This is a genomic window from Cohnella phaseoli (assembly GCF_003386235.1).
Lineage (GTDB): Bacteria > Bacillota > Bacilli > Paenibacillales > Paenibacillaceae > Cohnella > Cohnella phaseoli.
On record NZ_QRDZ01000002.1, the window covers coordinates 94513 to 119479 of the forward strand.

20 protein-coding genes are annotated in these 24967 nt (G+C 56.8%); 7 read left to right on the top strand and 13 right to left on the bottom strand.

The annotated features are described in order from the left end of the window. Nucleotides 1-29: 29 nt before the first annotated feature. Nucleotides 30-1418: an ABC transporter substrate-binding protein gene (locus DFP98_RS02615; RefSeq protein WP_181917447.1), complete on the bottom strand. Its 1389-nt coding sequence runs from the start codon at nucleotides 1416-1418 to the stop codon at nucleotides 30-32. Nucleotides 1419-1441: 23 nt separating this feature from the next. Beyond that, the gene (locus DFP98_RS02620; protein WP_116059009.1) at nucleotides 1442-2755 is read right to left on the bottom strand and encodes a glycoside hydrolase family 30 protein; all 1314 of its coding nucleotides are present in this window, start codon (nucleotides 2753-2755) and stop codon (nucleotides 1442-1444) included. Between the two features lie 380 nt (nucleotides 2756-3135). Here DFP98_RS02620 and DFP98_RS02625 point away from each other — a divergent pair, with 380 nt between their 5' ends. Then, the gene (locus DFP98_RS02625; RefSeq protein ID WP_116059010.1) at nucleotides 3136-4206 is read left to right on the top strand and encodes a YkvI family membrane protein; all 1071 of its coding nucleotides are present in this window, start codon (nucleotides 3136-3138) and stop codon (nucleotides 4204-4206) included. On the opposite strand, the gene DFP98_RS02630 is transcribed toward DFP98_RS02625, so the two are convergent. Genes DFP98_RS02630 through DFP98_RS02640 form a run of 3 tightly spaced genes read right to left on the bottom strand, consistent with a single transcriptional unit; the run spans nucleotide 4190 to nucleotide 9930 of the window. Beyond that, nucleotides 4190-7429, bottom strand: coding sequence for an AAA family ATPase (locus DFP98_RS02630; protein WP_116059011.1), 3240 nt, complete (start codon nucleotides 7427-7429; stop codon nucleotides 4190-4192). The two genes, DFP98_RS02625 and DFP98_RS02630, sit on opposite strands and share 17 nt — an antisense overlap. An 18-nt stretch (nucleotides 7430-7447) precedes the next feature. Further along, nucleotides 7448-8731, bottom strand: a complete 1284-nt coding sequence (locus DFP98_RS02635) for a metallophosphoesterase family protein (RefSeq protein ID WP_116059012.1) — start codon at nucleotides 8729-8731, stop codon at nucleotides 7448-7450. A gap of 5 nt (nucleotides 8732-8736) precedes the next feature. After that, on the bottom strand, nucleotides 8737-9930 hold the full coding sequence (locus DFP98_RS02640) for a glycosyltransferase family 4 protein (RefSeq protein ID WP_116059013.1): 1194 nt from the start codon (nucleotides 9928-9930) through the stop codon (nucleotides 8737-8739). 164 nt (nucleotides 9931-10094) lie between these two features. Between DFP98_RS02640 and DFP98_RS02645 the strand changes: the two genes are divergently transcribed. The 3 genes from DFP98_RS02645 (at nucleotide 10095) to DFP98_RS02655 (ending at nucleotide 12551) form a co-directional block, all read left to right on the top strand. Next, complete coding sequence (locus DFP98_RS02645) at nucleotides 10095-11282, top strand: GGDEF domain-containing protein (RefSeq protein WP_246016390.1); 1188 nt, start codon at nucleotides 10095-10097, stop codon at nucleotides 11280-11282. A 51-nt stretch (nucleotides 11283-11333) separates the two neighbouring features. Further along, the gene (locus tag DFP98_RS02650) at nucleotides 11334-12284 is read left to right on the top strand and encodes a D-2-hydroxyacid dehydrogenase (RefSeq protein WP_116059014.1); all 951 of its coding nucleotides are present in this window, start codon (nucleotides 11334-11336) and stop codon (nucleotides 12282-12284) included. Nucleotides 12285-12458: 174 nt separating this feature from the next. Further along, on the top strand, nucleotides 12459-12551 hold the full coding sequence (locus DFP98_RS02655; protein WP_116059015.1) for a sporulation protein YjcZ: 93 nt from the start codon (nucleotides 12459-12461) through the stop codon (nucleotides 12549-12551). Between the two features lie 88 nt (nucleotides 12552-12639). Here the strand turns inward: DFP98_RS02655 and DFP98_RS02660 are convergent, their stop codons facing one another. Further along, the gene (locus DFP98_RS02660; RefSeq protein WP_116059016.1) at nucleotides 12640-13437 is read right to left on the bottom strand and encodes a Cof-type HAD-IIB family hydrolase; all 798 of its coding nucleotides are present in this window, start codon (nucleotides 13435-13437) and stop codon (nucleotides 12640-12642) included. Between the two features lie 2 nt (nucleotides 13438-13439). Continuing rightward, nucleotides 13440-14282: a pseudouridine synthase gene (locus DFP98_RS02665; protein WP_116059017.1), complete on the bottom strand. Its 843-nt coding sequence runs from the start codon at nucleotides 14280-14282 to the stop codon at nucleotides 13440-13442. Nucleotides 14283-14430: 148 nt separating this feature from the next. On the opposite strand from DFP98_RS02665, the gene DFP98_RS02670 reads away from it, so the two are divergent. Beyond that, nucleotides 14431-14934: a thioredoxin family protein gene (locus DFP98_RS02670; protein ID WP_116059018.1), complete on the top strand. Its 504-nt coding sequence runs from the start codon at nucleotides 14431-14433 to the stop codon at nucleotides 14932-14934. Beyond that, nucleotides 14934-15386 carry a PCYCGC motif-containing (lipo)protein gene (locus tag DFP98_RS02675; protein ID WP_116059019.1) on the top strand — a complete coding sequence of 151 codons (453 nt, stop codon included), beginning with the start codon at nucleotides 14934-14936 and terminating at the stop codon, nucleotides 15384-15386. Before DFP98_RS02670 ends, DFP98_RS02675 begins: the two co-directional genes overlap by 1 nt. Before the next feature lie 128 nt (nucleotides 15387-15514). Here DFP98_RS02675 and yjbM read toward each other — a convergent pair whose 3' ends face one another. Continuing rightward, nucleotides 15515-16315: a GTP diphosphokinase gene (gene yjbM / locus DFP98_RS02680; RefSeq protein WP_116059020.1), complete on the bottom strand. Its 801-nt coding sequence runs from the start codon at nucleotides 16313-16315 to the stop codon at nucleotides 15515-15517. An 11-nt stretch (nucleotides 16316-16326) separates the two neighbouring features. Further along, nucleotides 16327-17421 carry a quinone-dependent dihydroorotate dehydrogenase gene (locus DFP98_RS02685; protein ID WP_116059021.1) on the bottom strand — a complete coding sequence of 365 codons (1095 nt, stop codon included), beginning with the start codon at nucleotides 17419-17421 and terminating at the stop codon, nucleotides 16327-16329. Nucleotides 17422-17717: 296 nt separating this feature from the next. Here DFP98_RS02685 and DFP98_RS38850 point away from each other — a divergent pair, with 296 nt between their 5' ends. After that, nucleotides 17718-17861, top strand: a complete 144-nt coding sequence (locus DFP98_RS38850) for a hypothetical protein (protein WP_181917449.1) — start codon at nucleotides 17718-17720, stop codon at nucleotides 17859-17861. Between the two features lie 19 nt (nucleotides 17862-17880). Here the strand turns inward: DFP98_RS38850 and DFP98_RS02690 are convergent, their stop codons facing one another. The 4 genes from DFP98_RS02690 to DFP98_RS02705 form a co-directional block, all read right to left on the bottom strand. Continuing rightward, the gene (locus DFP98_RS02690; protein ID WP_116059022.1) at nucleotides 17881-19353 is read right to left on the bottom strand and encodes a L,D-transpeptidase; all 1473 of its coding nucleotides are present in this window, start codon (nucleotides 19351-19353) and stop codon (nucleotides 17881-17883) included. Between the two features lie 215 nt (nucleotides 19354-19568). After that, a complete protein-coding gene (gene cysI / locus DFP98_RS02695) occupies nucleotides 19569-21284 on the bottom strand; it encodes an assimilatory sulfite reductase (NADPH) hemoprotein subunit (protein WP_116059023.1) in 1716 nt (571 codons plus the stop codon). A 34-nt stretch (nucleotides 21285-21318) separates the two neighbouring features. Then, on the bottom strand, nucleotides 21319-23154 hold the full coding sequence (locus tag DFP98_RS02700; RefSeq protein WP_116059024.1) for an assimilatory sulfite reductase (NADPH) flavoprotein subunit: 1836 nt from the start codon (nucleotides 23152-23154) through the stop codon (nucleotides 21319-21321). Nucleotides 23155-23377: 223 nt separating this feature from the next. Continuing rightward, nucleotides 23378-24955, bottom strand: a complete 1578-nt coding sequence (locus DFP98_RS02705) for a stalk domain-containing protein (RefSeq protein WP_116059025.1) — start codon at nucleotides 24953-24955, stop codon at nucleotides 23378-23380. Nucleotides 24956-24967 lie beyond the last annotated feature (12 nt).

Consider the following 24967-nt stretch of genomic DNA (forward strand, 5'->3'; position numbering starts at 1 on the left):
GCCCCCTCCTCCTTGTTCCGCGATATCCGTCACTTCGCCTTATCTAGCGCTTTCTGCGTCTTGGACACATAATCTTCAGGCGACACGAAGCCTGCGAACAGTTCGTCCAGAGAGCTCAGGATGACGGAGTAGGCGTTGCTGTCGGGAACGTAGCTCTCGTGATGCGGCCATACGTTTTGGTTTTTCGTGAATTCCATCGCTTTGGCGTATAGAGGAGAAAGCGTAGACGGATCAAGCTCCATCTGCTTCGCCGGGAACAAACCGCCCTTCGCCACTTCTCCCAACACCTCGTCGGAGTTGATGAAGTCGGCGAAATCCACGAGCGCTTGCTGCTTCGCCGGGTCCTCGAACGATTTGCGGTTGATGAGCAGCCCCATCGCAACGGCGCCAATCGTGTAAGACGACGGGTCGACGACGGAACCTTCGAGCGCAGGGAAGTCGATTAGATCGGTCTTATCGACAATCTCTTGCTTCACATTGCCGATCATCCACGGAAATTCATAAACCATCGCCGCTTTTTCCTCGTTATAGAGCGACAATTGCGGCCCCCAATCTCCATTGGCGACCGTATCGCTCGGGAAAATGCCGTCCGCCTTCATCTGCGCGACCGCTTGCGCCGCTTTGCGGACCGCGTCCGTATCGTATTGGTACGTTTGCGGAATTTTCTGCGCGTCGTCGAAGCCGTTTTGGAATTGGTAGGCCAAATAGCTGAAAAACAAGTGCGAAGGCTGGCCGTTTTTGCTGCCCATGCTGAACGGCACGATGCCGTTGTCGTTGAACACCTTGGCAACTTGGGTCAATTCGTCGTACGTTTTCGGATATTCCAGATTGTACTTTTGGAACAGCTCGCGGTTGGCCATGAAGAAGCCTTTGAACGCTTCGAGCGGAAGACCGTACTTCTTGCCGCCAATATCGAAGAACGACCAGGCGATATCGGTGTATTGCTCCTTTTTCACCGTGTCGCTCTTGCTCAAATATTCGTCCATGTCGAGAATTTCGTTCGCGTCGACGAGCGGCTTGAGGTTAACAGGTCCGAGCCAGTAGGTGAAAATATCGGGCAAATTGCCGGCCGTCGTGTCCACTTTGATTTTCGTGCGATGCTCCTCGCCCGGCGTCGCTTCGAATTTGAAGGAGATTTCCGGGTGCTTCGCTTCGTATTCCTTCAGCTTGCCCTCGAAATACGACGCTTTCGGGTCCGCTCCCGTCCAGTTGTAGGCGAAGCGGATCGTGATTTTGTCCCCGCTGCTGCCAGGACTGCTTGGCGAAGGGGAAGCGGATGGAGAAGTCTCGGGCGACGGAGTGGCGCTGCCGCCTTTGCCATTATCGCTGTCCGAGCATCCTGCGGCCAAACCGGCGATTAGCGTCGTTGCAAGGACGATGGATGCGGACTTTTTCAATTTCGCGGATAACCATGTCATGAGAATCATGCGCTCCTTTAGTATCAAATAACAAGCGTATGGAATGATTTCGCCGTCATCGGCACCTCGTAGATAGCCCCTTCGCATGAGATCGCGATCGTTCTCGGCGCATCATGAGGGTTATGCACGATAAACGCTTTGCGTCCTTCGGCATTCTCGAAGGCGATGGCGTTGCCGCTCCAGCCTCCCTGGAGGTCGAGTCTGACAGAGCCATTGCCGACGAACCGACACACGTGCTTAAACAAATAAAATTCCGGGTTCCACATCACTTCACCGCTATCCGGGTCCACGTTGACGAGGCTGTTCTGATACCCGCCCCACGTGCACTCCCCGCCTTTGGGGAGTACCATATTCCAATACACGTAGCTTTCGACTCCGTTATTTAGATAATGCCACAGCAGGCTGAAAATGTAGTGTGCGTATTCCCACGTGTTTTTGCCGTCTCCGCATTCGTTTTCCGTCTGCATAAGCCGCATTTCCGGGAACGCGACATGCGTTCGCTGAATCGCTTGCTTACCCGCCCATTGATAGCCAACGCCGCTCACGTACGCCTTCGCTTCCGGGTCGTTCAGGACAACGCCAGCGTAGCTGTCGTACGAATCGGTGTTGAGCGTGCCGAGCCACAGCTCGATTTCCGGCCGCTTTTCCTGAAACAACGGGCCTAGATAGCGTTTTAGAAAATCCCGCATTTCTTCTCCGGTCCATACGCACGATGGGAAGCGATGATGCGTGACAGGCTCGTTCTGAAAATGAACCTGGGAGATTCGCACGCCTTCTTGCGCGTAGGCTTCCACGAATTTCAGCAAATAGAGCGCATAGGCTTGCAAATTCCGTTCCGTCGCGACCAGTTTGCCGTAGTTGTACGTTTGCGGATGCTTCATCCACGTCGGAGGGCTCCACGGCGAAGCGAACCATTTCATGTCCGGCTGAATCGCTTGCGCCGCCTTGACGTAAGGCAGTAAATTCTGCCAATCGCGGTCGATTGAAAACCGCTCCATCGCGTAATCGCCCTCGTTGTCGTTGCAGCTGTACCAGTTCACGGAGTAATCGGTCGCTCCGATCGGAATCCGATTTAGCTCCAGGCGCAGCCCGTCTCCGGTCTTGTCGAACAGCGCCTTCAGCACTTCCTCCCGCGCTTCTTCGCTTGTCGACTTGAGCGCCAACCACCCTAATTCGTTGACGCATCCGCCGAACCCTTCCATTGTTTGATGCCTATCGCCCTTCCATGCCAAGTCGATCGTCGGATGCCCGGCAGCAAGCTGCGGCTCGCTCTCCCGCCATACCGCCCGTTCGTCCGACGACACGAGCAGCGGCTTTCTTGGCGCCCGCTCTGTCATCCTTCGTTGCCCCCTTTATTTTTGACGTTCTAACCACTTCGATTATAGGAAAAGGGAGCCGCCCGCCGTAACGCCACGATATTGCGATTGTATCGCCATTTCGTATCCGATTTCGTATGCCTGAGCTCATTGTGGTCGTTTGAATGGAAATTACGGTTCGTCAGGGGATTAATTCGTATGGGAAGAGGGTGAAATCGTGCTCGTCGTCGAAGCTCCATAACGAAAAAAACGTTCGCGAGCCATCGGCGACGGCAAGCGAACGTTTTTTTCTGCAGATTAACAGATGCCCCCTGCTCCGTTTGCCCTCCCGAGTCATGCCCGTCCAATCGGCAACATAGAGTAAAGTAACATGGACGAGTCAGGGTCGGGGGGTTCCGCAAATGAAACATTGGGCCAGAAGCATCCAAGTCGCGCTCGTATTTATCGGAACCGTCGTAGGTGCGGGCTTCGCTTCAGGCAGGGAAGTACTGCAATTTTTCACCCGCTTCGGGTATTGGGGACCGTATCTGATCATCGTCTCCACGATGTTTTTCGTGTGGATTGGCGCCAAGGTGATGCTCCTGTCTGCGAAATTAAACGCCAGATCCTACGAAGACTTGAACAAGCATCTGTTCGGGGACAGCGCTGGGCGCTGGGTCAGCCATATGATGCTGATCGTGCTGCTTGGAGTCAACGCGGTCATGTTGGCCGGAGCGGGCTCCGTCTTCTCGGAGCATCTCAATCTAAGCTATCAGACGGGGCTGATCGTGACGATGTTCGCCTGCTTCCTGCTGCTGCGCAAAGGGATGAATGCCATCTTAACGATCAATACGTTCGTCGTTCCCCTCATGATCGGCTTTTCGGCTTTCCTCGTATTTGAGATGCTGCGCCAGCCGCTGCCGGATCAATGGTTCAGAGCGCCGAACGAGCAATCCGCTTGGGCGGCCTGGCTGTCCCCGTTTCTGTACGCCGCCTTTAATCTGTCGATGTCGCAGGCCGTTCTCGTTCCGCTCGGATCGACGATCGGCGACATCAAAATTTTACGCAAGGGAGCATGGATGGGCGGAATCGGCATCGGCGCGCTGCTGCTCGCCGCTCATTTCGCCTTATCGTCCCGCATGCCGGGCATCGCCGAATTCGATATTCCGATGGGCGGCCTCGCGATGGAGCTCGGAACATGGCTGCATTGGGTGTATGTTTTCCTGATTTTTATGGAAATCTTCACAACGCTTGTCGCCGATATTTACGGGCTTACGCTCCAACTCCACGAACGAACGAAAGCGTCCCCTTGGATGTTGACGGCGATCCTGCTGCTGCTTTGTTTTCTCGCCGGGCAATTCGGCTTCGGCACGCTGCTCTCGACGCTCTACCCGATGTTCGGTCTGCTCAGCCTGGGCTGGCTGTTCCTGATCGGACGGGACAACGCGCTTCCTGCCCGCCCTTCCCAGCCGCCCCCTAAGCTCCCAGCGTAATCAGCCGCGCTCCGGCAATGCCGGAGACGATCGTCTGCGCGACATGGCGATGGCAGGTAAAGAGCAGCGCCTGCCTTGTCTCGCCAAGCTCTTCGAGCACCGGCAGCGTGCGCGCCAGCCTCGTCTCGTCGAAGTGGACGAAGAGGTCGTCCAGCAGCAGCGGCAGCGGATGCTCTGGCGACGCCGCGTCGCACAGCGCGAACCTCATCGCCAAGTATAGCTGCTCCTGCGTACCGCGGCTTAAATAAACGCTGTCCAGCAATGAGCGTTCCTTCGTCTCGGCATACAGCGCCTTCGAATCGCCGGGAGCCACAATCCGGATATAAGCTCCGTCGGTCATCCGCTGAAAATAACGAGAAGCCCGCATCAGCACCTCGGGCTGCTTCTCCTCTTCGTAGACCGCTTTCGTGCGAACGATCAGCTTGTCTGCGAGCGCCAGAACCGCATATCGCTCGGTGAGCTCTTCGAGCTGGTCGCCCAGCTCTCTCAGCCGCTGGCTCTTATCCTCCAGCTCGGCGTCCCGTCGAAGCCGCTCAAGCTCCTGCGCCAGCCGGCCGCGCCGGTCCAGCAGTTCCGAACGGCTTGTCTCGGCCTCGGCAAGCCCGATCTGCCGCTCTTGGACAAGAACGGCGAGAGAAGCTTCATCGCGCTTGCCGAGCAGCTCGTACAGCTCTGCCAGCGCAGCCTCGTCCCGGCCCGCTTCCAGTCGCAGCTGCATCTCGCGAGCTTCTCTTCGCAGCGCTCGGCAGCGTTCGTCGATACGTATCCGGCCCTCCAACTCGTTCTCGGAGGCAACGCCGAACTCGCGCAGCAGCGTATGGACTTGTTCCTCGACGCGCTCCTGCTCGGCTTCGGTTTGCCTGACTTTGTCGGCGGCAGCCTCCATCTGCGCTTCCAGCTGTTGAGCCGCCTCTTGCGCAGCCCTTTCCTCCGCAGCAATGCGATACAGCCATTGCACGGCAAGTTGGCTGTCCGCCGCGCCAAGCCCGCCCGGAGGAGGCCATTTCTCGGCGAGACTTCGCGCCGAGCGATCGAATTCGCCGATCGTGCGGTCCAACGCATGCACGCGCTCCTCAAGCCGCTCCCGCTGTCTAAGCGCGGCTTGCCCTCGCTCGGCCGCGGCGAACAGTTCGGGCGCGCCGCCCGGCGTCAAATGAAGCGGCAGCTTGCGCGCGATCAACCAACGCCGCCAGCGCTCTCCGAGCTCGTCCAGCAGCCGCTGCTGCCGCTCGGCGTCTTCGTCGATGAGTTTCCTCTCCTTGAGCAGCTGTTGCATCCGCCCCTGCAGCTCCTGTCTTTGCGAGCGAATGCGATCGTTTTGTTCCCAAAGGCCGATCTGCTCGTGAACCGCTTCGCGCAGCTTTATCCAGTAGGCATCCGCTTCCTGCGCCGTCGGCGCCTCATCGATCCCGAACGACGATTCGGACAAATGTGCCGCAGCGGCTTCGGCCTGAGCATTTCCCAGCAGCTTTCGAAGCTTTTCATTCATTATGTTTTGGCTTACTCGGTATGCCTCCTCCGACTCCGAGGAAGCTTTCGCATTTTCCCGATAGCGCTGAGCCTCGTTGCCTCGGCGGCTCCAGACGTATACGGCGAGCGCGGCGGACATGGCAAGCAAGCCCGCGGAGAACAAAACGGCTAACGGGGAGAGCCCTTCCCCTCCGAGCGGCAAGAACGGCCACAGGAGCCCTGCGACCGCCATCGCCACAGCAACCCAGACAAGCCATCCGCTAGAGCCTCCGCGTCCTTTGCCCGCACTCGATCGCGACAGGACGACGCTCTCGGGCAATCTCGGCCTTCCGGCAGCCGCAAGGCGCTCATAGTCTCTGCGAGCGTCCTCCGCCTGATGCCAGATTTGCAGCAGCTCGGACTTCGTTGCGGGCGCGAATTCGACGGATACCCCGGTTTCCTGCGCCGCGTATTCCTCCGCAGCTTCACCAGCCCCCAGTTCCGTCTCCTCATCCAGCAGCACCTCTCGCTGACGATCCAGTCTACGCAGCTCGGCCCGCAGCGTCGTCGCGGCTTTTTCCGCCTCCTCCCACGCTTGCCGCAGCTCGCGCGCCTGCTCGCGATCGGCAGCCATTCCGCCGAACTCGGCCAGCTCCTCCTCGCCCCATTGCGGCGATATCAACGCGAGCGATCCGCGAACTGCATCGTTCAGCGCGACCAGCTCAGTCTCGAGCCCGGTCCGCTCCTCTCGTTTGGCGGCTACGCCTTCGCGAATCGCTTCCAGTCTCGCCAACTCCGGAAAAGCCGCAAGCCGCTCCTCGTCCCAATGCAGACGTGCCCGCCGCCATAGCAGCTCTTCAAGCGCATCCCGCTCCGACGCCACTCTAACCGATACGGCGCTCCGCAAGCTTCTCCGCTCGGCCCATTTTCCAGCGGCGTCTTCGGGCAGCAGCGCCGCGGAAGGATCCGGCAGCGCCGCTCGCAGATCGGCGATTTCCGCGAACAGAGCCCCGCGCTTCAACCACCACTCCCGCGCATCGAGCGCGCCCTGCAGCTTCGCCGCTTCCATTCGAAGCGCGGGCAGATCTTCGCCCGACTGCGCAAGCCGCTGCTCGAGCCGCGCAAGCTCTTCCGTCGCTTCCGCGTACTCGCGAATGCCGTCACGACTTCGGCGAATCTCCGCCTCCAGATCCTTAATGGCTGCAAGCAGGCGGTTCATCTCCTGAGTCGACCCTCTCGGACGATAGAGACGGTCGAGCTCTCCTCCGAGCTTGCGGCGCGCCTCCGTAATCGAGGCGCCTCCCGCTAGACCGGCATGATACAAATAGTTGCCCAGTTCTTCCCCCTGCAGCGTCCTCAGCTCATGCAGTTCGTTAAGAGACACGGCGAACAGCTGCCGAAACAGCCGTTCCGACAAGCCGCCGAGCAGCAGTCTCTCCCATTCAGCTTGCGCGACGACCCTTTCCGTGCCGGACTCGTCTCTCAGCCGAATCTCTCCGCTTCGTTCCGCATGACGCTCGATCCGCCACTGAAGCCCCCCCTTGTCCTCCAAAACAAGCCGTCCCCCGTGACGCCCGCCGAATGCGGGCTCTCCCCGCTCCACCGGCTCCTTGCGCGTCGGGAATCCGTACAACATGCTTCGTAGGAACCTGAGGAGCGTGCTCTTGCCGGCTTCGTTAGGTCCGTACAGTACCGCGATACGTCCCTCTCCGAACGAAAGCTTCAAATTGTTCAGCGCGCCGTACCCGTCCACTTCGATTTCCCGTATGTACATTTCCGCACCTCCCCGCCCCTAGTGCATGTCTTCGTCGCGCAGCAGCGACGCGCTCAATTCCATTGCCCGGCGGAGCCATTGCTCTCGTTCTTCGCGCGATCTTCCGTCCAACCATTCCCGCACGCGCGGCAGCTTGCGCAGCGACTCCGTCGCTTCGTCGAGCAGTTCCTTCGCCTTCTCCGGATCGGATGCGGCCAGCATTCCGCGACGAATCAGCTCGCCCAGAAATCCGTCCTCCTCGGCGACGCTTTCCAGGCGCAGTTCCCCCGACGTGCGAATATGCAGCGACTCCGGCCAGACCCAATCGTCCGTCTCCTCCGGGGAGGCGAGACATTCCCGCAGCCCCTCCAGCCACTCTTCCGCCGCTCCGGCCCGCAGCAGCAGCTCATGCATCGCTCCGCGGCCTTCGAGCCGCAGCCGCGCGACGGTCGCTCTCCCCGGCGAAGATCGGCGCGCTTCTTCCAGTGCGTCCAGCATCGCCTCTTGAAGCTGCTGCTCCCGATTCAGCCCGTCGATCGGAACGACGATCTCCCGCCAGACCACGTCCGCGAGATCGTAAAAGCGCATGTCCACCGCTCCCGAACCGTTGACGGACACCACATAAGCGCCTTTGTCGCCCGTCTCTCGGACGCTTCTTCCCTGCAAGTTGCCGGGATAGACGACATGCGGATACTCCCGCAGCACGCGCCGCTCGTGCACGTGTCCGAGCGCCCAGTAGTCGAAGCCTGAGGAAGCAAGCTCTTCGAGCCGGCAGGGAGAATAATTGTCGTAATCGGGATCGCCATCCACGTTAGCGTGCAGAACGGCAATATGAAAAGGCGCCCCCTCCCGTCTCTTGAAGCGAAGCGCCAAATTGTCCCCTACCGAACGTGTCGGGTACGATATTCCGTAAATATAGGCCGCAGGTTCGCCCCCTCGGGTATGCGCCATGCGGCATTCCACCTCTGAGGAACCGAAGGCGAACACACCGTCCGGCCAATCCAGCTGCGCCATTCGACCGCTCTCATGGTCGTGGTTGCCATGCACGATATACGTTCGGACGCCTTGCCTCGCCATATCGCCGAGCGTCCGTTGAAGCCGCAGCTGGGCTCGCAGCGACCGATCCGCCGCATCGAACAGATCGCCCGCGATGACTACGAAATCCGCGCGTTCCCGCAGCGCCAGCTCTCCAAGCCGACGAAGAGCGGCGAACGTCGATTCGCGCAGCCTCTCTCTCACGACGGGCAGAGCCTTCGACAGCCCCTTAAACGGGCTGTCGAGATGAAGGTCGGCGGCATGAATGAAAGTAAAGGGCGCTCCCATCCCGCTCACGGCTCCTCGCGGCCGTCTCCGGCGTCCGCTGCGACCGCGGCCTCGCTGTCCGCATCCGCGCCGTCCGGTCCGAAGGAAGTGTAAATGCGCTTAAGCTCGCTGATGACGCGGTTCAGCGAATAGGCTTCCTTCGCCTTGTTCCAGCCTGCGCGAGCCATTTCGTAGCGGAAATGCGGATCGACGATCACCGTCTCGAGAGCATTGGCCAGCGCGACCGGGTCCTCGGGCGGGACAAGCAGACCGTTCATGCCATCCTCGATCTGCTCCGAGATGCCGCCGACGTTCGTGCCGACAAGCGCCAGCAGGCAGAGCGCCGCTTCGGCGAATACCGAGCCGAACGCCTCCGCGCGCGAAGGCAGCACGAACACGTCGAAGAACGGCATCAGCTCTTCCGGGTGAAGCATGTAGCCGTAGAAGATCGTATCGTCGTAGATGCCCAGCTTCTGCGACAGCTCCTCCAACTCTTCGCGAATCGGGCCGTCTCCGATAATGTGAAGCACGAACCGGGAATTGCGCTTGCGCAGCTCGGCGCAAGCCTTGAGCAGAACGTCCAACCCTTTCGCCGGAACGAGCCGGCATACTGTTACGAGCTGCGTAACTTCATTATCGTGAGACACCGGTTTGAATCTTCTCTCGTCATATCCGTTAGGAATAACAATTGTGTTGTCAGGTTCTTGGAGGTAAGTGCCGATATACTGAGCAAAGGACTTGGAAACCGTGAGCAGGTGGTCGGATTGAAGATCCAATTCCCCGTATATTGCAGTCAGAAAGCGGTGCTCTGGCCCCCCCTCGGCGATCCGGCCGTTCAGCACAAGCTCGCGCTCGTAGCTGGAGTGGATCGTCGTCAGCAGCGGCGTATCGGGAAATACCCGTTTCATCGCAAGCGCGGCGATCGGATGATGCGCGTGAATGAGATCGAATTTCTGTCCGGATAGCCGGAGCTTCACCCACCAGAGGTAGTCCTTGTATGTCTGCATGTACTTATCTATAATTACGTTGCCAGCATAAGGACGCCAATCGAACGTCGCAAACTCGATATCTTCCTGACCTTTGTTGCGAATGCGTTTCGGAAGCGAGAACATCTCCATCTTCCAGCCGATTTTGCGAAATCTCTCTCCGATATAGGGAACCATGGACGAGACGCCTCCCGGCTGCTCCGGGGGGAAAAACAGCGCCTGCAAAATATTCAACGGCGTTACCTCCTCATTCCGACGTTCAGGATGCGATACAGGTTGAATCGTAAAGGAAGGCCCATTGCATTCCGAAATTCATCCTATATCGTCTCTCTCAAAATATGATATATTAGAAACATATGTTCTGCAAGCTTCCCAGACTGCTTTAGAAGGAGATCCACATGTTCCTGATCACGCTGACTCCCGATAATTTGGCCTTGCTATTCTCATCGGCAATGGCCGTCGTCATTGTCTCACTGATGCTGTTCATGTCTTACCGACTGTTCGCGAGCAATCGGCGGCAGGCCTACAGGTCGTTGCTGACTTCCCTCGCTTTCATTCTGATCCAACAGCTGCTGCAAATGACCGTCTCGCTCGGAATGACGCCGTCGTCTCCCCTTCTGATTTTCACTGGGAAGCTGCTGCAGGTTTTTGCGTTTATCGTCATCAATTTCGCCATCTTCGAGCTGTATCACCGCAGGCGCCCGAGAACAAAGGTCTGGTTTTACGGACTGCTTGCGACGGGCCTAGTCGTCGCCGCATTAGACATCCTTCCCGAAGCGCTTTCGTCGCATCAGGAATGGGCTGAAGGCATCCGCTCCACGCCTGCGCTCGACGGCTATTTGCTGCTGCTTGCTCCGCTGTTCGTGCTGATGTTCGCTCCGCATATCGGCCAGCCCCGCAAGTATATGACCAACCTATGGATCGCCTTCACCATGCAGCTTTCCAGCATTTCGTCCATTTATTGGGCGCCCGAAGCCGCGATTTTCAAAACGATCGCGGGCTTGCTGCCGGTGTTCTATTATATTCTGCTCTTCGCCATCATTTTCGAACGGGTCGTGGAAATTTTGCAATCCGTCTACCGCTCTTCCATTACGGACGGCTTGACCAACCTGTATAACCGCAGATACTTTATGGGCAGACTCGACCCGATTTTGAAAAGCGGCCGGCCGGTGGGGGCGATTTTCTGCGATATCGACAATTTCAAGAAGTTGAACGATACGCAGGGGCATCATAAGGCCGATGGCGTTCTGAAGCAGGTCGCGGCGCTGTTGATGGAGGAAACGGACGGAATCGGCCTGGCCGGAAGATACGGCGGCGAAGAACTCGTCGCTTTTGTCGTCGGGCCGGTATCCGCCGTGGCGAAAACCGCCGAGAGCATCCGCTCCCGCACCGAGAAGGAGAGCATCGTCACGATCAGCGTCGGCTTCAGCATGGGTGCGAGCGGCGATACGTCGGAATCTCTCATGAAGCAGGCGGACGAAGCGATGTACCACAGCAAGACAAACGGCAAAAACCGGGTTACCGATTTCGCCGCGTTGAAGCGTTCGTCGAGCCCGACGGCCGCTCCGTCGCGTCGCAAAGTCTAATCTCGGCCTCAGCGCCGATTATTTATTCCACACGAGGAGTGACAAGCGAGTATGCCTACTTTATTGATGCTTTTCCAGCTTAAACCCGACCAACTGGAGCAAGTCCGTCGGAGAATTCCGGAGTGGACCATCGTATCCGCACGCGATTCCGAGATTACGGAGGAGCAATACCGCGATGCCGAAATCGTACTGGGCTGGGACTCCGCGATGACGACCTCTTTCGATTCCGCCGTCAATCTGAAATGGGTGCAGACGACTTCCGCAGGCGTGGATAAGCTGCCTCTGGATCGGCTTCGCGAGAGTGGAGCGGCGCTGACAAGCGCCAGCGGCATTCATCCGATATCGATGACCGAGACGCTGTTCGCGATGTTGCTGGCCTTCAGCCGCAATCTGCATCACGCGATCCGCCGACAGAGCGATAGCGAATGGCGCGCATCGGAGCGCTATTCCCAGCTTGCCGGCAAAACGATCGGCATCGTCGGCGTCGGTGCGATCGGAACGGAAATGGCCCGCTTGGCGAAGGCGTTCGGCATGACGACGCTCGGCGTGCGCAAGAGCGCCCGCCCTGTCGACGTTGTCGACGAAATGTACGGAATGGATCAACTAGGCGATGTTCTGTCTCGCAGCGACATGGTCGTCAACGTGCTCCCCTACACCGAAGAGACCCACCACATTTTCAATGCCGAGAAGTTTGCAGCCATGAAGACCGACGCTCTCTTCTTCAATTTCGGACGCGGTGCGTCCGTGGATACCGCAGCGCTCGTCGCAGCTTTGGAGCAAGGCGAGATCGGGGGAGCAGGCCTTGACGTATTCGAGGAAGAGCCGTTGCCGGCCGACCACCCGCTTTGGCCGATGGACAACGTTATCATTACTCCGCATATCGGAGGTTGGACGGACAACTACAAAGCGCTCGTGACGGACATTTTCCTCGAAAACCTGGACGCTTATCTATCGACGGGTCAACCAACTCGCAATGTAGTCGACTTAGACCGCAATTACTAAAGCAGCTTTCGCCGAACGTCCGGCTCCGCATTTGCCCAAAATCGTTCTTTCCGGGTAAATGTCCAATCCGCGCTCTTCCTTCTTCATAATATAGGTGTAGGCCGAGGAAAGGGTCAACGCACGAGATACACCCGCTTCGGCTCCCCTAAACAACTTCATGAAGGAGGAGTTTGCATGTCTGGTGTAGTCGGCGGATACTATGCATCGGCAGCCTTCGTGCTGGTCTTGTTTATTCTGCTGGTCATTATTTTGCGCGCCGGTTACTGAGTCGGCCGGAAGCAGCATCGATCCTAATGATAAAAGCGCATGTACCTCCTTCCTCGGGGTACATGCGCTCTTTTATTGTCGCCTAACATTATTGCGCCGTTTGGACCAGCCGCTCCAGTATAACGGCGACGCCGTCTTCATTGTTGGAGACGGTCACTTCGTCTGCGGCGGCTTTCACTTCGGCGGGGGAGTTGTCCATTGCCACACCCCGTCCGGCATATTCAAGCATTTCCATATCGTTATAATAATTGCCCATCGCCAATATGCTCTCTCTAGCAATCCCTCTCTGTTCGGCCAACCAGCGCAGCGCCTGTCCTTTGCTAGCCTTCGGATGCTGCACGTCGATAAAATAATCCCCGCTCCGGATCGTCTGCAGCTCGTGCGTCCAGCTGTGCCACTCTATTTCCACCGTGTCCAACACGGATTTCGGCGCGTAAATCGACATTTTCACCAGCGGCTCGGGCAGTGCTTGCGCAAAGCTTCTCCGAATCGGTTGGGCAAGCAGATGCTCGTACATCGCCGCCGCTTCCTCGTTCATCTCCTCGACGAACAAGTCAAACGCCGTATTCAGATCGAAATGAATGCCCCGTTCCTGCAAAAAGCTCATGTAGCGGCGAGCAAGCTCATGAGAGATCGCCGTATCATGAATCACTTCCCTCGTCTCGCTGTCGACGATAGAGGCTCCATTATGAGTAATCATTGTGCCCTGCAGGCCGAGCTCCCTCAGCACTCCCAGCGCGCTCGTAGAGCCGCGGCCTGTGCAGATGACAATCTCCGCCCCTTGCCGCGCAGCCTCCCGGACCGCCGCGGCGACTCTCGGCGTAAGCTCGTGATTGTCGTTAAGGAGCGTGCCGTCTACATCCAAAGCAATTAAACGATAGTTCATTTCTAACCTTCCTTCCGGTAATTTCTCAAGCTGTCGATTTCGTCCTCGGTTAGTTCGCGCCAATCTCCCGGAGCCAGGCCGGGGTCGAGCTTCAGCGGCCCCATCGCCACTCGTCGAAGGTAGAGCACCTTTTTCCCCACCGCTTCGAACATCCGCTTCACTTGGTGGAACTTGCCCTCGTGAATGGTCAGCTCGATCCAGCTTAACGGCGTAGCGTTCGGGCCTGAGGGTGCAAAGTCCAGTACGGCGGACATTTCCGCGGCTGCCTCCGGCTTGTCCGCCTTCATTTGCCCCTCTGAGTCTCCAGCGACGGCGGACAGAGACGCCAGCACCTCCAACTGCGCCGGCATCGTCACATAGCCGTCGTCCAGCTCAACGCCTCGCTCGAACGCCTCCGCATCTTCCTTACCGACGGTGCCCGCCACTAGGGCGCGATACGTTTTCGGGACGTGTTTTCGCGGGGAGAGAAGCTCGTGCGACAGTTTTCCGTCATTCGTAATGAGCAATAGCCCCTCCGTATCTTTGTCCAGCCTTCCGACCGGAAAAGGCGACAGCACCGTAACCTCCTCATCGAGCAGATCGATCACCGTCCGGTCTCTCATGTCCTCTGTCGCCGAGACGACCCCGGCAGGCTTATGCAACAGCACGTACACCGTGTCGCGGTAACGGATCGTTTCTCCGTTCAGGACGACCGTATCGTCGTTCGGACGAATTTGCCGCCCATGATCCTTGACGACCTCTCCGTTCACCCTAACCGCCCCTTGCTTGACCCATTGCTTAATCGAGCTTCGCGTTCCGTATCCCAAGTTTCCGAGCATTTTATCTAGACGGATTGTCACTTTCATTTTTATACCTGCTTTCTATTTGACAGTTTCATGTCAATGGCGTATTCCCAGTTTTGTTCGGCGATCTTATTAGGTATAATGTAAGAGAGTTCGGGACGCTTGTCCATGACTTCATATATTTTAATTGTTCAAATTGGGGGAATCATTAATGAACGCCAAAAAGCTGTCGATCTTCTTCGGCATTCTCGCCGTGCTGATCATCGCGCTCGTCGTACTAAACAACATGAAGCCGGACACCGTATACGGCAAACCCGAAAACAAGCTCTGGCCCGAGACCCGCGCGCAATTGAACGATCCGAACTACAGCAATCTTATTTTACCGGACGAATTGGACAAAAAGCTGGAGAACAAAGAAAGCTTCTTCGTCTACTTCTACGCATCGAACTGTCCGCATTGCAAAGCCACAACGCCGAAGCTCAAGCCGCTTGCCGACGAACTGGGCATCAACATGCACCAATTCAACTTGCGGGAGTTCGAGAACTATTTCGGTAAAATGAATATCGAGGCAACCCCTACGTTAGTATACTTCAAAGACGGCGTGGAAATCGATCGCATGAAAGGCGGCTTGAAGGAGTCGGACACGACGGCGGGCTATTCATTGGACGATTTCAAGGCCTTCTTCGAGAAACACAAACCGGAAGGTAACGACTGATGAACGGCAAGTGGCTGCTTGCTCTGCCGACTGCGCTGCTCGCCGGAGGAATTCTTCTTGTCGCTTGTGGCGGAGGCGGCAAAGACAGCGAACCCCATCGCCATGGAAACGAAACTTGGGAAGTCAAAGCTTCGCTCACGGAGATGCCGTCCTTCCTCGAAAACTATTCGGGAAGAACAAAGCGTCTCTACACGGTCGTCGACAAGTATCAAGACATTATGAAATCGGTCAACTGCTACTGCGGCTGCATGAATTACGAGGACGCTCACTCCTCTTTATTCCGATGCTATGTGGCCGATCAGGGCGAAGATGGCGTCACCTGGACCGATCACAGCAGCACTTGCGGCATCTGCACGGAGGAGCTCGCCAAAATCGAAGAATGGAGCAAGGATGGCAAAACGCCGGAGCAGATCCATCAGTTGATCGAAGACAACTTTAATCCGAACGCTTAACCTTCTTACAGCAAGAAGCTGCCTCGTAAGCAAAAAAGAGTCGTACGAAAGAATGATCTTGTACGACCCTGCTTATGAGATAGCTTCTTTTCCATTTCATCGCCGCTTCCGACGCCGGGACACCCTACCTACTGCCCGCCTTTGCGCGCACGCGCAAGCGCCGCCTGCACTTCGCTCAACAGCTCCTTAAGCCCCCATAAATCATCCTGCTCCCACAATTCGTTGAAGCGGCGCTGGAATTGCGCAGCCTCCCTGACTCTGCGGAAGTAGTAAAGCTCCTGAATCTCGTTAAGCACCCGCCGAACGACAAGCGAGCTCTCCTCGAAGTCGCGCTGCGCGTCAACGATCTCCTGCCGAATATTCGACATCTCGTTGTCCAGGGAGAACGCCGCCTCCGCCGCTTTGCGCAGTCTCTCCCGAACGTGCTCGGGCAACTGGTTGCGGTATTTATAATTAAGCGAATGCTCAATCGTCGCCCAGAAGTTCATCGCGAGCGTCCGAACCTGGATTTCCGCCAGAACCGGCTTGGAACCGAGCGACGTCTGAACCGGATATTCGACGATTAAGTGGTAGCTGCGATAGCCGCTATCCTTGTAATTCGTAATGTAGTCTTTCTCATACACCAGCGTCAAATCTTTGCGCTGACGAATCATATCCGCAACGCGGTAAATATCGTCCACGAATTGGCACATAATACGGATGCCCGCAATATCTTCGATGCCAACTTCGATCCGATCCAAGGGAACGCTCAAACGCCGCGCCTTCTCCAAAATACTCGATACCCGCTTCACCCTGCCGGTAATGAATTCAATCGGAGCGTATTCATCCCTGGCTTTAAGCTCGGAGCGCAGCGACTTCAGCTTGACCTTTAGTTCTTCCACCGCTTGCTCATAGGGAAGCAGGAACTTCCCCCAATCCATTCCGTCCATCGACATTCCTCCTAACGAACGCCCGCACCCACCGCTTGAGTAATCCGATCGAACCCGTCCTGCTTCAGTCTTCTCAGCAAACCGCCGTGAATCTCCTTGAGCAGTCCCGGCCCCTTATAGATCATTGCCGTATAAACCTCGACCAAACTTGCACCCGCAAGAATTTTCTCATAAGCGTCATCCGCCGTAAAAATACCGCCCGAGCCGATAATCGGCAGCTTCCCTTTCGTCAGCTTGTAGATGCTGCGCACGACCTCGGTCGAACGCTGCGTCAACGGGCGCCCGCTGAGCCCGCCGGTTTCCCCGGAGTTCCGATGCGTCAATCCGTCCCGGCCGATCGTCGTATTCGTCGCGATAATGCCCGACATCCCGCTCAACTGAATCGCCTCGGCCATATACTCGAGCTGCTCCTCCGTGTTGTCCGGCGCAATCTTCACGAGAATCGGCTTAGGCAATTGCCCATGTCGCGCCGCTTGCTTGCCCATCTCGTCCTTTACCGCGTCGAGCAAGCTTCTCAGCTCGTCTCCATGCTGCAGGGCGCGCAAATCCGGCGTATTCGGCGAACTGATATTGACGACGAAGAAATCTCCGTACGGAAACAGCTTGCTGACGCATGCACGATAATCTTCAGCGGCTTTCTCGTTGGGCGTAACCTTGTTTTTGCCGATATTAACCGCAAGCGGAATCGGATGCCGTTTCAGCTTGGCGAGCCGCTGGGCCATCACATCCGCTCCATCGTTGTTGAAGCCCATCCGATTGATCAGCGCTTCGTCCGGCGGAAGACGGAACAGACGCGGCAGTTCGTTGCCGGCCTGGCCTTTCGGCGTTACCGTGCCCACTTCCATGAACGACAGACCGACCCTGGACAGTCCGGCCACCGCTTTCGCGTTTTTGTCCAGTCCGGCGGCCAAGCCTACGGGATGAGAGAAGTGGAGGCCGAACAAATCCACGGCAAGCTCCGGCGACGCTTTAGTTCCCCAGATTGCGGACAACATCCCCGGCATGCCGGGCACCTTTCCCGCGGCTCCCATTCCGTCAATAATCAAGTGGTGAGCGGCTTCCGGATCCATTTTAAACAACAGCGGTTTTGCAATACGATATAACAATTGAGTTCGACATCCTTTCGCTCCAAAGAAAACCTTTCGGGTAACAGTTTAGCCTTTTCGCAAGGAAAAGAAAAGGGCATCGCGCCTTTTTGTTCCAGCGGGGTACACGCATCTCCCAAGAGCGATTGAAGAGCGGACAAATTTACGCCTTAAGAACCGTCTTTGGGCCATTAACGCCATACTCTCTTCCGCCCGGGACATACGTTAAGGCCAGTAAGAGCTTGTCTGGTATTTTCCAGGGAAAACGATTACAATAGAAGGAGTTCGCGAATTATAGGATAGAGAGGTTGATATTCATGAGCACACTGAAAAAGAAACCGCCCGTCACGTCACGTCCAAAGGAAAAGGAGCAAATCAACAAAAAGGCGCTCATTTGGATCGGGGCGGCCGTCGGTGTCGTTATTGTGATTATGGCGGTGCTGCTCTCGTTAGACGTCTAAGCCGCAACCGCCGCATTCATTAACCTAACCAATCATAAACTTTGTGGGGGTTTGTCTCGTTCTGCGTGCTCGGCAGCCGGAATCGTTCCGGAGGCGCTCGCAGCTCGTCGGGCAAGCCCCCTTGTGCGATTGTAACCGGAGTTCCCATCGGAACCAGATCGTACAATTCTTCGATATCCTCTTTCTTCATCCTTACGCAGCCAAGCGATTCGTCCTTGCCCATGCTCTTCGGCTCATCCGTACCGTGGATGCCGTAGCGCGTATCCGACAGCGTCATGCCCCTGCTTCCAAAAGCGCCGGTGCTGCTGCCGTTCGGATCCTTCACCTTCTCCGAGATGACGAACTTGCCTTCAGGCGTTTTGTTGCCTCCCAAGCCAACCTCGTAATTACGCAGAATCACATCGCCGCTAACGACTGCAAGCCGATGATTGCTCTTGTCGACGATAATTTCCATCGCTTGCTCCGCCATTGAGGCCAATGTTCCGGCCGGCGCCCCGTGCCCGGAATCCGGTCCCGTCCGATCCGGCCAACCGGCAGTTTGCGGAATTTTGCCATCCTTCTTATCCGTTAGCAAGGCTTTTAATTCGTCGAACCAAGCCGACATGCTCTCCGTCCAGCCGCCCATCGTATTCGCCGGATAATCTCCGGCCATCGCTTCCGGCGCAGCCGGCCATTTGCCTGTTCGCTCTTTATAGCGAATCATCGCGGAGCGCAGAGCCAGTTTCTCTTCCTGCAGCGGTTTCCAGCCGTCGACAAGCTTGGAGGCGGCTTTGCCGTCCTCCGGCTTGCAGTCGCACCACTTCGGATCAAACCATTGGACGCCGGCCAATCCCGATTCGCGGTCGGAGGTCACCGTCGCGATCGGTTTGCCGCCTTTAACCCAATCGTTCCACTTCCCTAATCTAGGGACGGCGACCAGCAAGCGGGGCTGACGCGAGGGCTTGTTCGTCAGCAGCTCGCCTAGCACCCCGCTTCCCTGGTCCTGGGGCCCCGGCGCACCCGCAATCAGATCGGGAGGAATAACGCCCGCAGGCAGCGGTGCGGGCTTGCTGCCGACCGCCGACTTGGGGGACGCGCTTGTCTGCGGAGATACGACCGGAGACTCCGGAACGGTCGTCTCGATCGCCGCGGCATCTTCCGAATCCGGCAACAGCCCCCATACGACTGCAGTCGCTCCGCCTATAAGCACAAGCGGAATAAGCAGCGCTGCCGTCCATTTTTTCCATCCGGATTTTTTGCTCGTTTTATGTTCGGGGAGCTGCGGAGCCGGCTTCGATTCGAACGCCTCATAAATTTCTCCGGCCTGAGCGAAGCAATAAGTTGCTTTCGCCTTGTCCCCCTTGCTTTCATACTCCTTGCCAAGCAAATACCAAGCCATTCGGCTGTCCTCGTGTTTAAGGAGGTATTCCTTGAGCGGCAGATCGTCTCCGACATTGGGAACGTTGTCGTAGAAGTGCTGAATCTGTTCGTCAATGCGAGATTCCTTGCTCATGCCCTCACCACCGTCTGAATCTTTTCATCCCTCCATTATTATCGGTTTTTCCTCTCCGGTTCTAAAGCGCTGACAAAACTCCGTTATCCCGCAGGAAAGACCGCTGAAATCAAAATACTCTAAATCCGCGGTCCTTGCTGGCATATAAAAAAGGGATGCATCCCCCCGGCACGCCAAGCGCCGCCTCATCGTCAGGGGATACATACCCGTTGCAATTAAGAATGAAAGTCTAGCCCGGACAGCACTTCCTTGACGTGTCCGGCCCGAATCACAAAATCTCCGAAATGTTCGCTCTCGCGGCGCTCTTTGGCATATTGCCCTAAAAGCAAGGACAAGGAGTCGAGAATATCCTTCTCCCCGATATTTTCCTTGTAGAGCTTGTTCAGACGTTGACCGGCAAAGCCTCCGCCCAAGTACATGTTGTACTTTCCCGGAGCCTTCCCGATAAAAGCAATCTCCGCCAACGCAGGACGGGCGCAGCCGTTCGGGCAGCCGGTCATGCGGATGACGATATCGTCGTCGCGCAATCCGTTCTGCTCCAGCAGCGGCTCGATCTTGTCCAGCAAGTCCGGCAAATACCGCTCGGACTCGGCCATCGCCAGACCGCAAGTCGGCAAGGCGACGCAAGCCATCGAGTTTCTCTGCAACGCAGAATACCGTTTGCCGTCTGTTAGACGATAGGTTTGCAGCAGAGCTTCGATTTTCTTCTTCCGCCGGAAACTGACATTGCCGATAATCAGCCCCTGATTCGGAGTAATCCGGAAATCTCCTTCGTGAACCTTAGCGATTTCCCGCAAGCCCGTCATCAGCAGATAGCCTTCATCATCCTTAATGCGACCGTTTTGGATAAACAGCGTGAAATGCCATTTGCCGTCAAAACCCTTCACCCAACCGTAGCGATCTCCGTTATGGTCGAAATGATATTCGCGCTCCGCTTCCAGCGACCAGCCCAACCGTTTAGTCAGTTCGTCCTTAAACCAGTCGAGGCCGCGATCGTCGATCGTATACTTGAATCTCGCGTGCTTCCGAACCGCGCGATCTCCGTAATCGCGCTGAATGGTCACGGTTTTCTCGGCTACGTCAACGACTTGCTCCGGCTTGCAGAATCCGACGACTCTGGCGATCTGAGGATAAGTTTTCGGATCGCCGTGCGTCATTCCCATGCCGCCTCCGACCGTTACGTTAAAGCCTGACAGCTTGCCGTCCTCAATAATAGCGATGAAACCCAAATCTTGGGAAAATACATCAACATCATTCGTCGGCGGCACGGCGAGTCCGATTTTGAACTTCCGAGGCAAGTACACCGGCCCATAGATCGGCTCCTGCTCTGCGTTCGAATCGATTACCTTTTCTCCATCCAGCCAAATTTCGTGATACGCGTTTGTCTGCGGCTCCAGATGACGGCTGAGCTTCGAGGCCCACTCGTACACTTCGGCATGAACCTCGGATTGATACGGGTTCGGACTCGCCATCACGTTGCGGTTCACGTCGCCGCATGCAGCCAATGTCGTCAGCAGCGAAGCGTTAATCTCCTGAATCGTCTTCTTCATGTTCCATTTAATAACGCCGTGGAGCTGCACAGACTGACGAGTCGTCAGCCGAATCGATTCGTTCGCGTAGCTCTTCGAGATTCGATCCATCATCAACCATTGCTCCGGAGTGATTACGCCTCCGGGAGCGCGAATGCGCAGCATGAATTGATAGGCCGGCTCCAGCTTTTGCTTCGCTCGTTCATTGCGCAAATCGCGGTCGTCCTGCATGTAGCTGCCATGGAATTTCATCAACCGGTTCTCATCCTCGGGAATGGAGGCGGTGATCCGGTCCTCCATCGCCTCTACCAGGACGCCGCGCAAGTAGTTGCTGCGAACTTTTATATCCTCGACATCGCTGTGGGGAGCGCTGTTGGGGTTCAACAAGTTATTTTCCGACATTGTGTATTCTCCTCTCACGATCGTCGCGGCCGGATTAGTAGACGTCCCTCTGATAACGTTTTTGCTGCTGAAGCTGAGCCATATACTCGACCGCCGCCTCCGACGTCATGCCGCCTTCTTGCACGAGTATGTTCAACAGCGCCTGATGAACGTCATGCGCCATTTTTTTCTCGTCACCGCACACGTAAACGTATGCGCCATCCTGCAGCCACTGGTACAGCTCTTTGGCGTGTTCCTGCATTCTGTGCTGCACGTATACCTTCTGATCCGTATCGCGGGAAAAAGCAACGTCCATGCGCGTCAGCACGCCATCCTTAAGCCAACGCTGCCATTCGACCTGATACAGGAAATCCGTTGAAAAATGTTGGTCTCCATAGAAAAGCCACGATTTTCCGGAAGCGCCCGCTTCTTCCCGTTCGCCCAGGAACGAACGGAACGGAGCAACGCCAGTGCCCGGTCCGATCATAATAATCGGCGATTCCGAATTCTGAGGAAGCTTGAAATTGTCGTTCTGCTGAATGAACACCGGGAGCGCTTCGCCGGAAGCCACTCTCTCGGCCAGATGAACCGAGCAGACGCCTTTGCGGGCACGTTCGCGCGCTTCGTAGCGCACCGCGCGCACTGTCACGTGCACTTCGCCCGGATAAGCGCTCGGACTGCTCGCGATCGAATACAGACGAGCCGGGAGCTTGCGAAGAATCGTCACGAACTCGCTTGCCGGCACGCCTTTCAGCGCATAATCCGTCGCCAGATCGAGCAGATCGCGATCGGAAATATAAGCGCGAAGATCCTGCTCCCTGCCTGCCTCCAGCAGTTCGCCCAAGCCGCTATTCGGCGTGAGTTTGACGATCTGCTCCAGCAGCGGCTTCGTCAGCACCGTAATTTCGAAATGCTTGCGCAGCGCTTCGCCAAGCGGGAGCTTGTCTCCGTTTTTGTTGATCGTCACTTGCTCTCCCGCCGACCACCCCATCGCTTCGATCAGTTCAGCGACCAGCTCGGGATCGTTCTGCGGGTAAATGCCCAAGCTATCGCCGGGCTCATACTGAAGACCGGAGCCTTCCAGGGAGATTTCCAGATGTCTTGTTTCCCGGTCGGAGCCTCGTCCGTTCAAATTCAAGTTTTCAAGCACTTCCGCCTGAAAAGGATTCGATCTCGAATATTCGGATTCGACCGCTGCACCCGTTGCAGTCGCCGGGGAAGCCGATGCGGCCGCCGCAGCTCCGGCAGCAGACACGCTAAGCGCCGAGACAACCTGCGACATCCATTGCTCGGCTGCTTCGTCGAAATCCACGTCGCAATCGACGCGGTCCGCAAGCCGTGTGCCGCCCAGCTCTTCCAGCCGTTTGTCGAAGTCTTTGCCCGTCTGGCAGTAAAACTCGTAGGAAGTATCGCCTAACGCCAGAACGGAGAAGCTCAGCGACTCCAGCTTCGGCGCCCGCTTGCTGTGCAGAAACTCGTGGAAAGCAATCGCGCTGTCGGGCGGTTCTCCTTCGCCATGCGTGCTGACTACGATCAACAGGTTGCTGACATTCTTCAGCGTATTCGGTTTAAAATCGTTCATCGAAGCGATCGTGACCTGCAGGCCCTGATCTTCCAGCTTTTTCGTCAGCTTTTTCGCCAGCTTGCTGCTGTTGCCCGTCTGCGATCCGAAGAGCACGGTCGCTTCCTTCGGAGCGACCGGCGCTGCCGGAGCGAACAGAGCCTCTGCTGCCGGCGCTATTGTTGCCGCAACTGCCGGGGCAGCTCCCGAGTATCCCGCTAAGTAGCCGTTCAGCCAAACTCGCTGCAATTCCGTTAATTGGGGCAGCAGTCGATTAAGCAGATCGACTTGTTCCTGATCGAAAGGACTGTTTGTTACTTGTAGAACCAACGTTATCCACCTCGCGCGCGCATATGCTAATCTTTTATTCCTAGTATTCAACTGACCTTAATTTATTTTACTTAATTGAACCTACCACAGCTAGCGAAAAGGGTCAATTAGAATGATCTTATAGCATTAATCAGATAAGCTAATAGGAGCAATCTTCGGCGCCGTCTTGACAAAAACAGGCCAGGCGCTCACCAGAGCTGCCCGGCCTGCTTCGGACTCGCGTTTAGAATTCCTTGTTCCGAATGACGACGATTTTGGCGGCGCCGTCCCACTGAATATCAAGTCCGCTCTCGTCGGCGAAGAAACGAACGGGAATAAACATTCTGCCGTCGATCGAGATCGTCTTGGCGTTAAGCTTTACCGTATTGCTAGCGCCCGCAACGGTTTTCTTCACGGCATCCTTGCCTTCCGAGATCGCATAAACCGTTCCGTCCTTGGACAGCAGCGCCTCTCCCGTTTTCTTATCGTATCCGACCTGGTAGCCGAGGGCCTTGCCCACATCGCGAACCGGAAGCAGCACAGCGCCGGCTTTTAATTGCGCGGCCACCTCGGTAGAGACTAGCGTTCCGTTCAGCAGCACCGCTATGTCCCCGCCGACCGGAAGCTTGGCCGGGGCGGCGTACTTCTGAACAATGCGAATCTTGTTGCCGAACTCGTCCACAATCGCCAGACGGCCGTCGGCAAGAGCGACGACGTCCGTCGGATGGTTAAACTGAGAGGAAGCGGTCACGCCGTTGACAGAGCCGGGCTCGGTCGGAACGCCCGCTATCGTAGTGACTTGGCCGTCCTTCAGCATCCGAACGACATGGTTTAAGCTGTCGGCAATAACTAGCGCTCCGTCAGCCGTTACGGCAAGGCCTTCCGGCGCGTTAAAGCGGGACTTGGCCGCCTCGCCGTCGGCGTAATCCCCTTGAACGAAATAAGCGTTCGCGCCGTCGTAGCTTCCTCCCCCGGCAACGGTGGACACCTGACCGGAGGTCAAGTCGATATACCGGATTCGCTGATTGCCCCGGTCGCTCACATAAAGATTGTCTTTCGCATCGACCGCAAGTCCGCTCGGCTCGTTAAACTTGGCCGATGCGAGCGGTCCGTCTAGGAAATCTCCCGCATTCTCGACCGCTCCCGGAACGTATTCGATCAAGCGAGCGGAAGTCGCATTCAACGTCGATACGGTTCCATTAGGCGCGATTTTGCGAATCAAGTGGTTCAGCGTGTCCGCCACGTAGACGTTGCCCTTGCTATCGATGGCGACATCGGCAGGCGAGTGGAACTTTGCTTCCGCGCCCTTGCCGTCGGATGAACCGAGCAGACCGTTGCCGGCAAGCGTCGATACCGTGCCGTCGGGCGTAATTTTCCGGATCGCATGGTTGCCGCTGTCCGCCACGTAGACGTTGCCCTTCGCGTCAACGGCAAGCCCTGCCGGTGAATGGAATGCCGCCTGCTCAGCCGAATCGTTGTTTAATCCGCTAAGCGGATTCCCCGCAGCGTCTTCGCCTAGCCAACTCCCTGCATAGAGAGCCGACTTGTCCGCATCCAACGTTCTAAGCCGATGGTTCAAAGAATCGGCAATCAGAAGGCGGCCATTTGCAAGCTCGACCGCCGACTTCGGATGATAGAACGTCGTATCGGACAACGCGCCGTCGCGATGCCCTACCCCCGCTTGTCCGGCCCATGAGCGCACCTCGTACAGCTTGGTGGATTGGGTCCAGCTTGGAGCCGCTGCGGCGGCCGTTGCGAACGTTCCGCCAAGAATTCCGATTGCCGTCACTACCGCAGCCAGTTTCATTTTATTATTTTTCACGGTAAAGCTCCT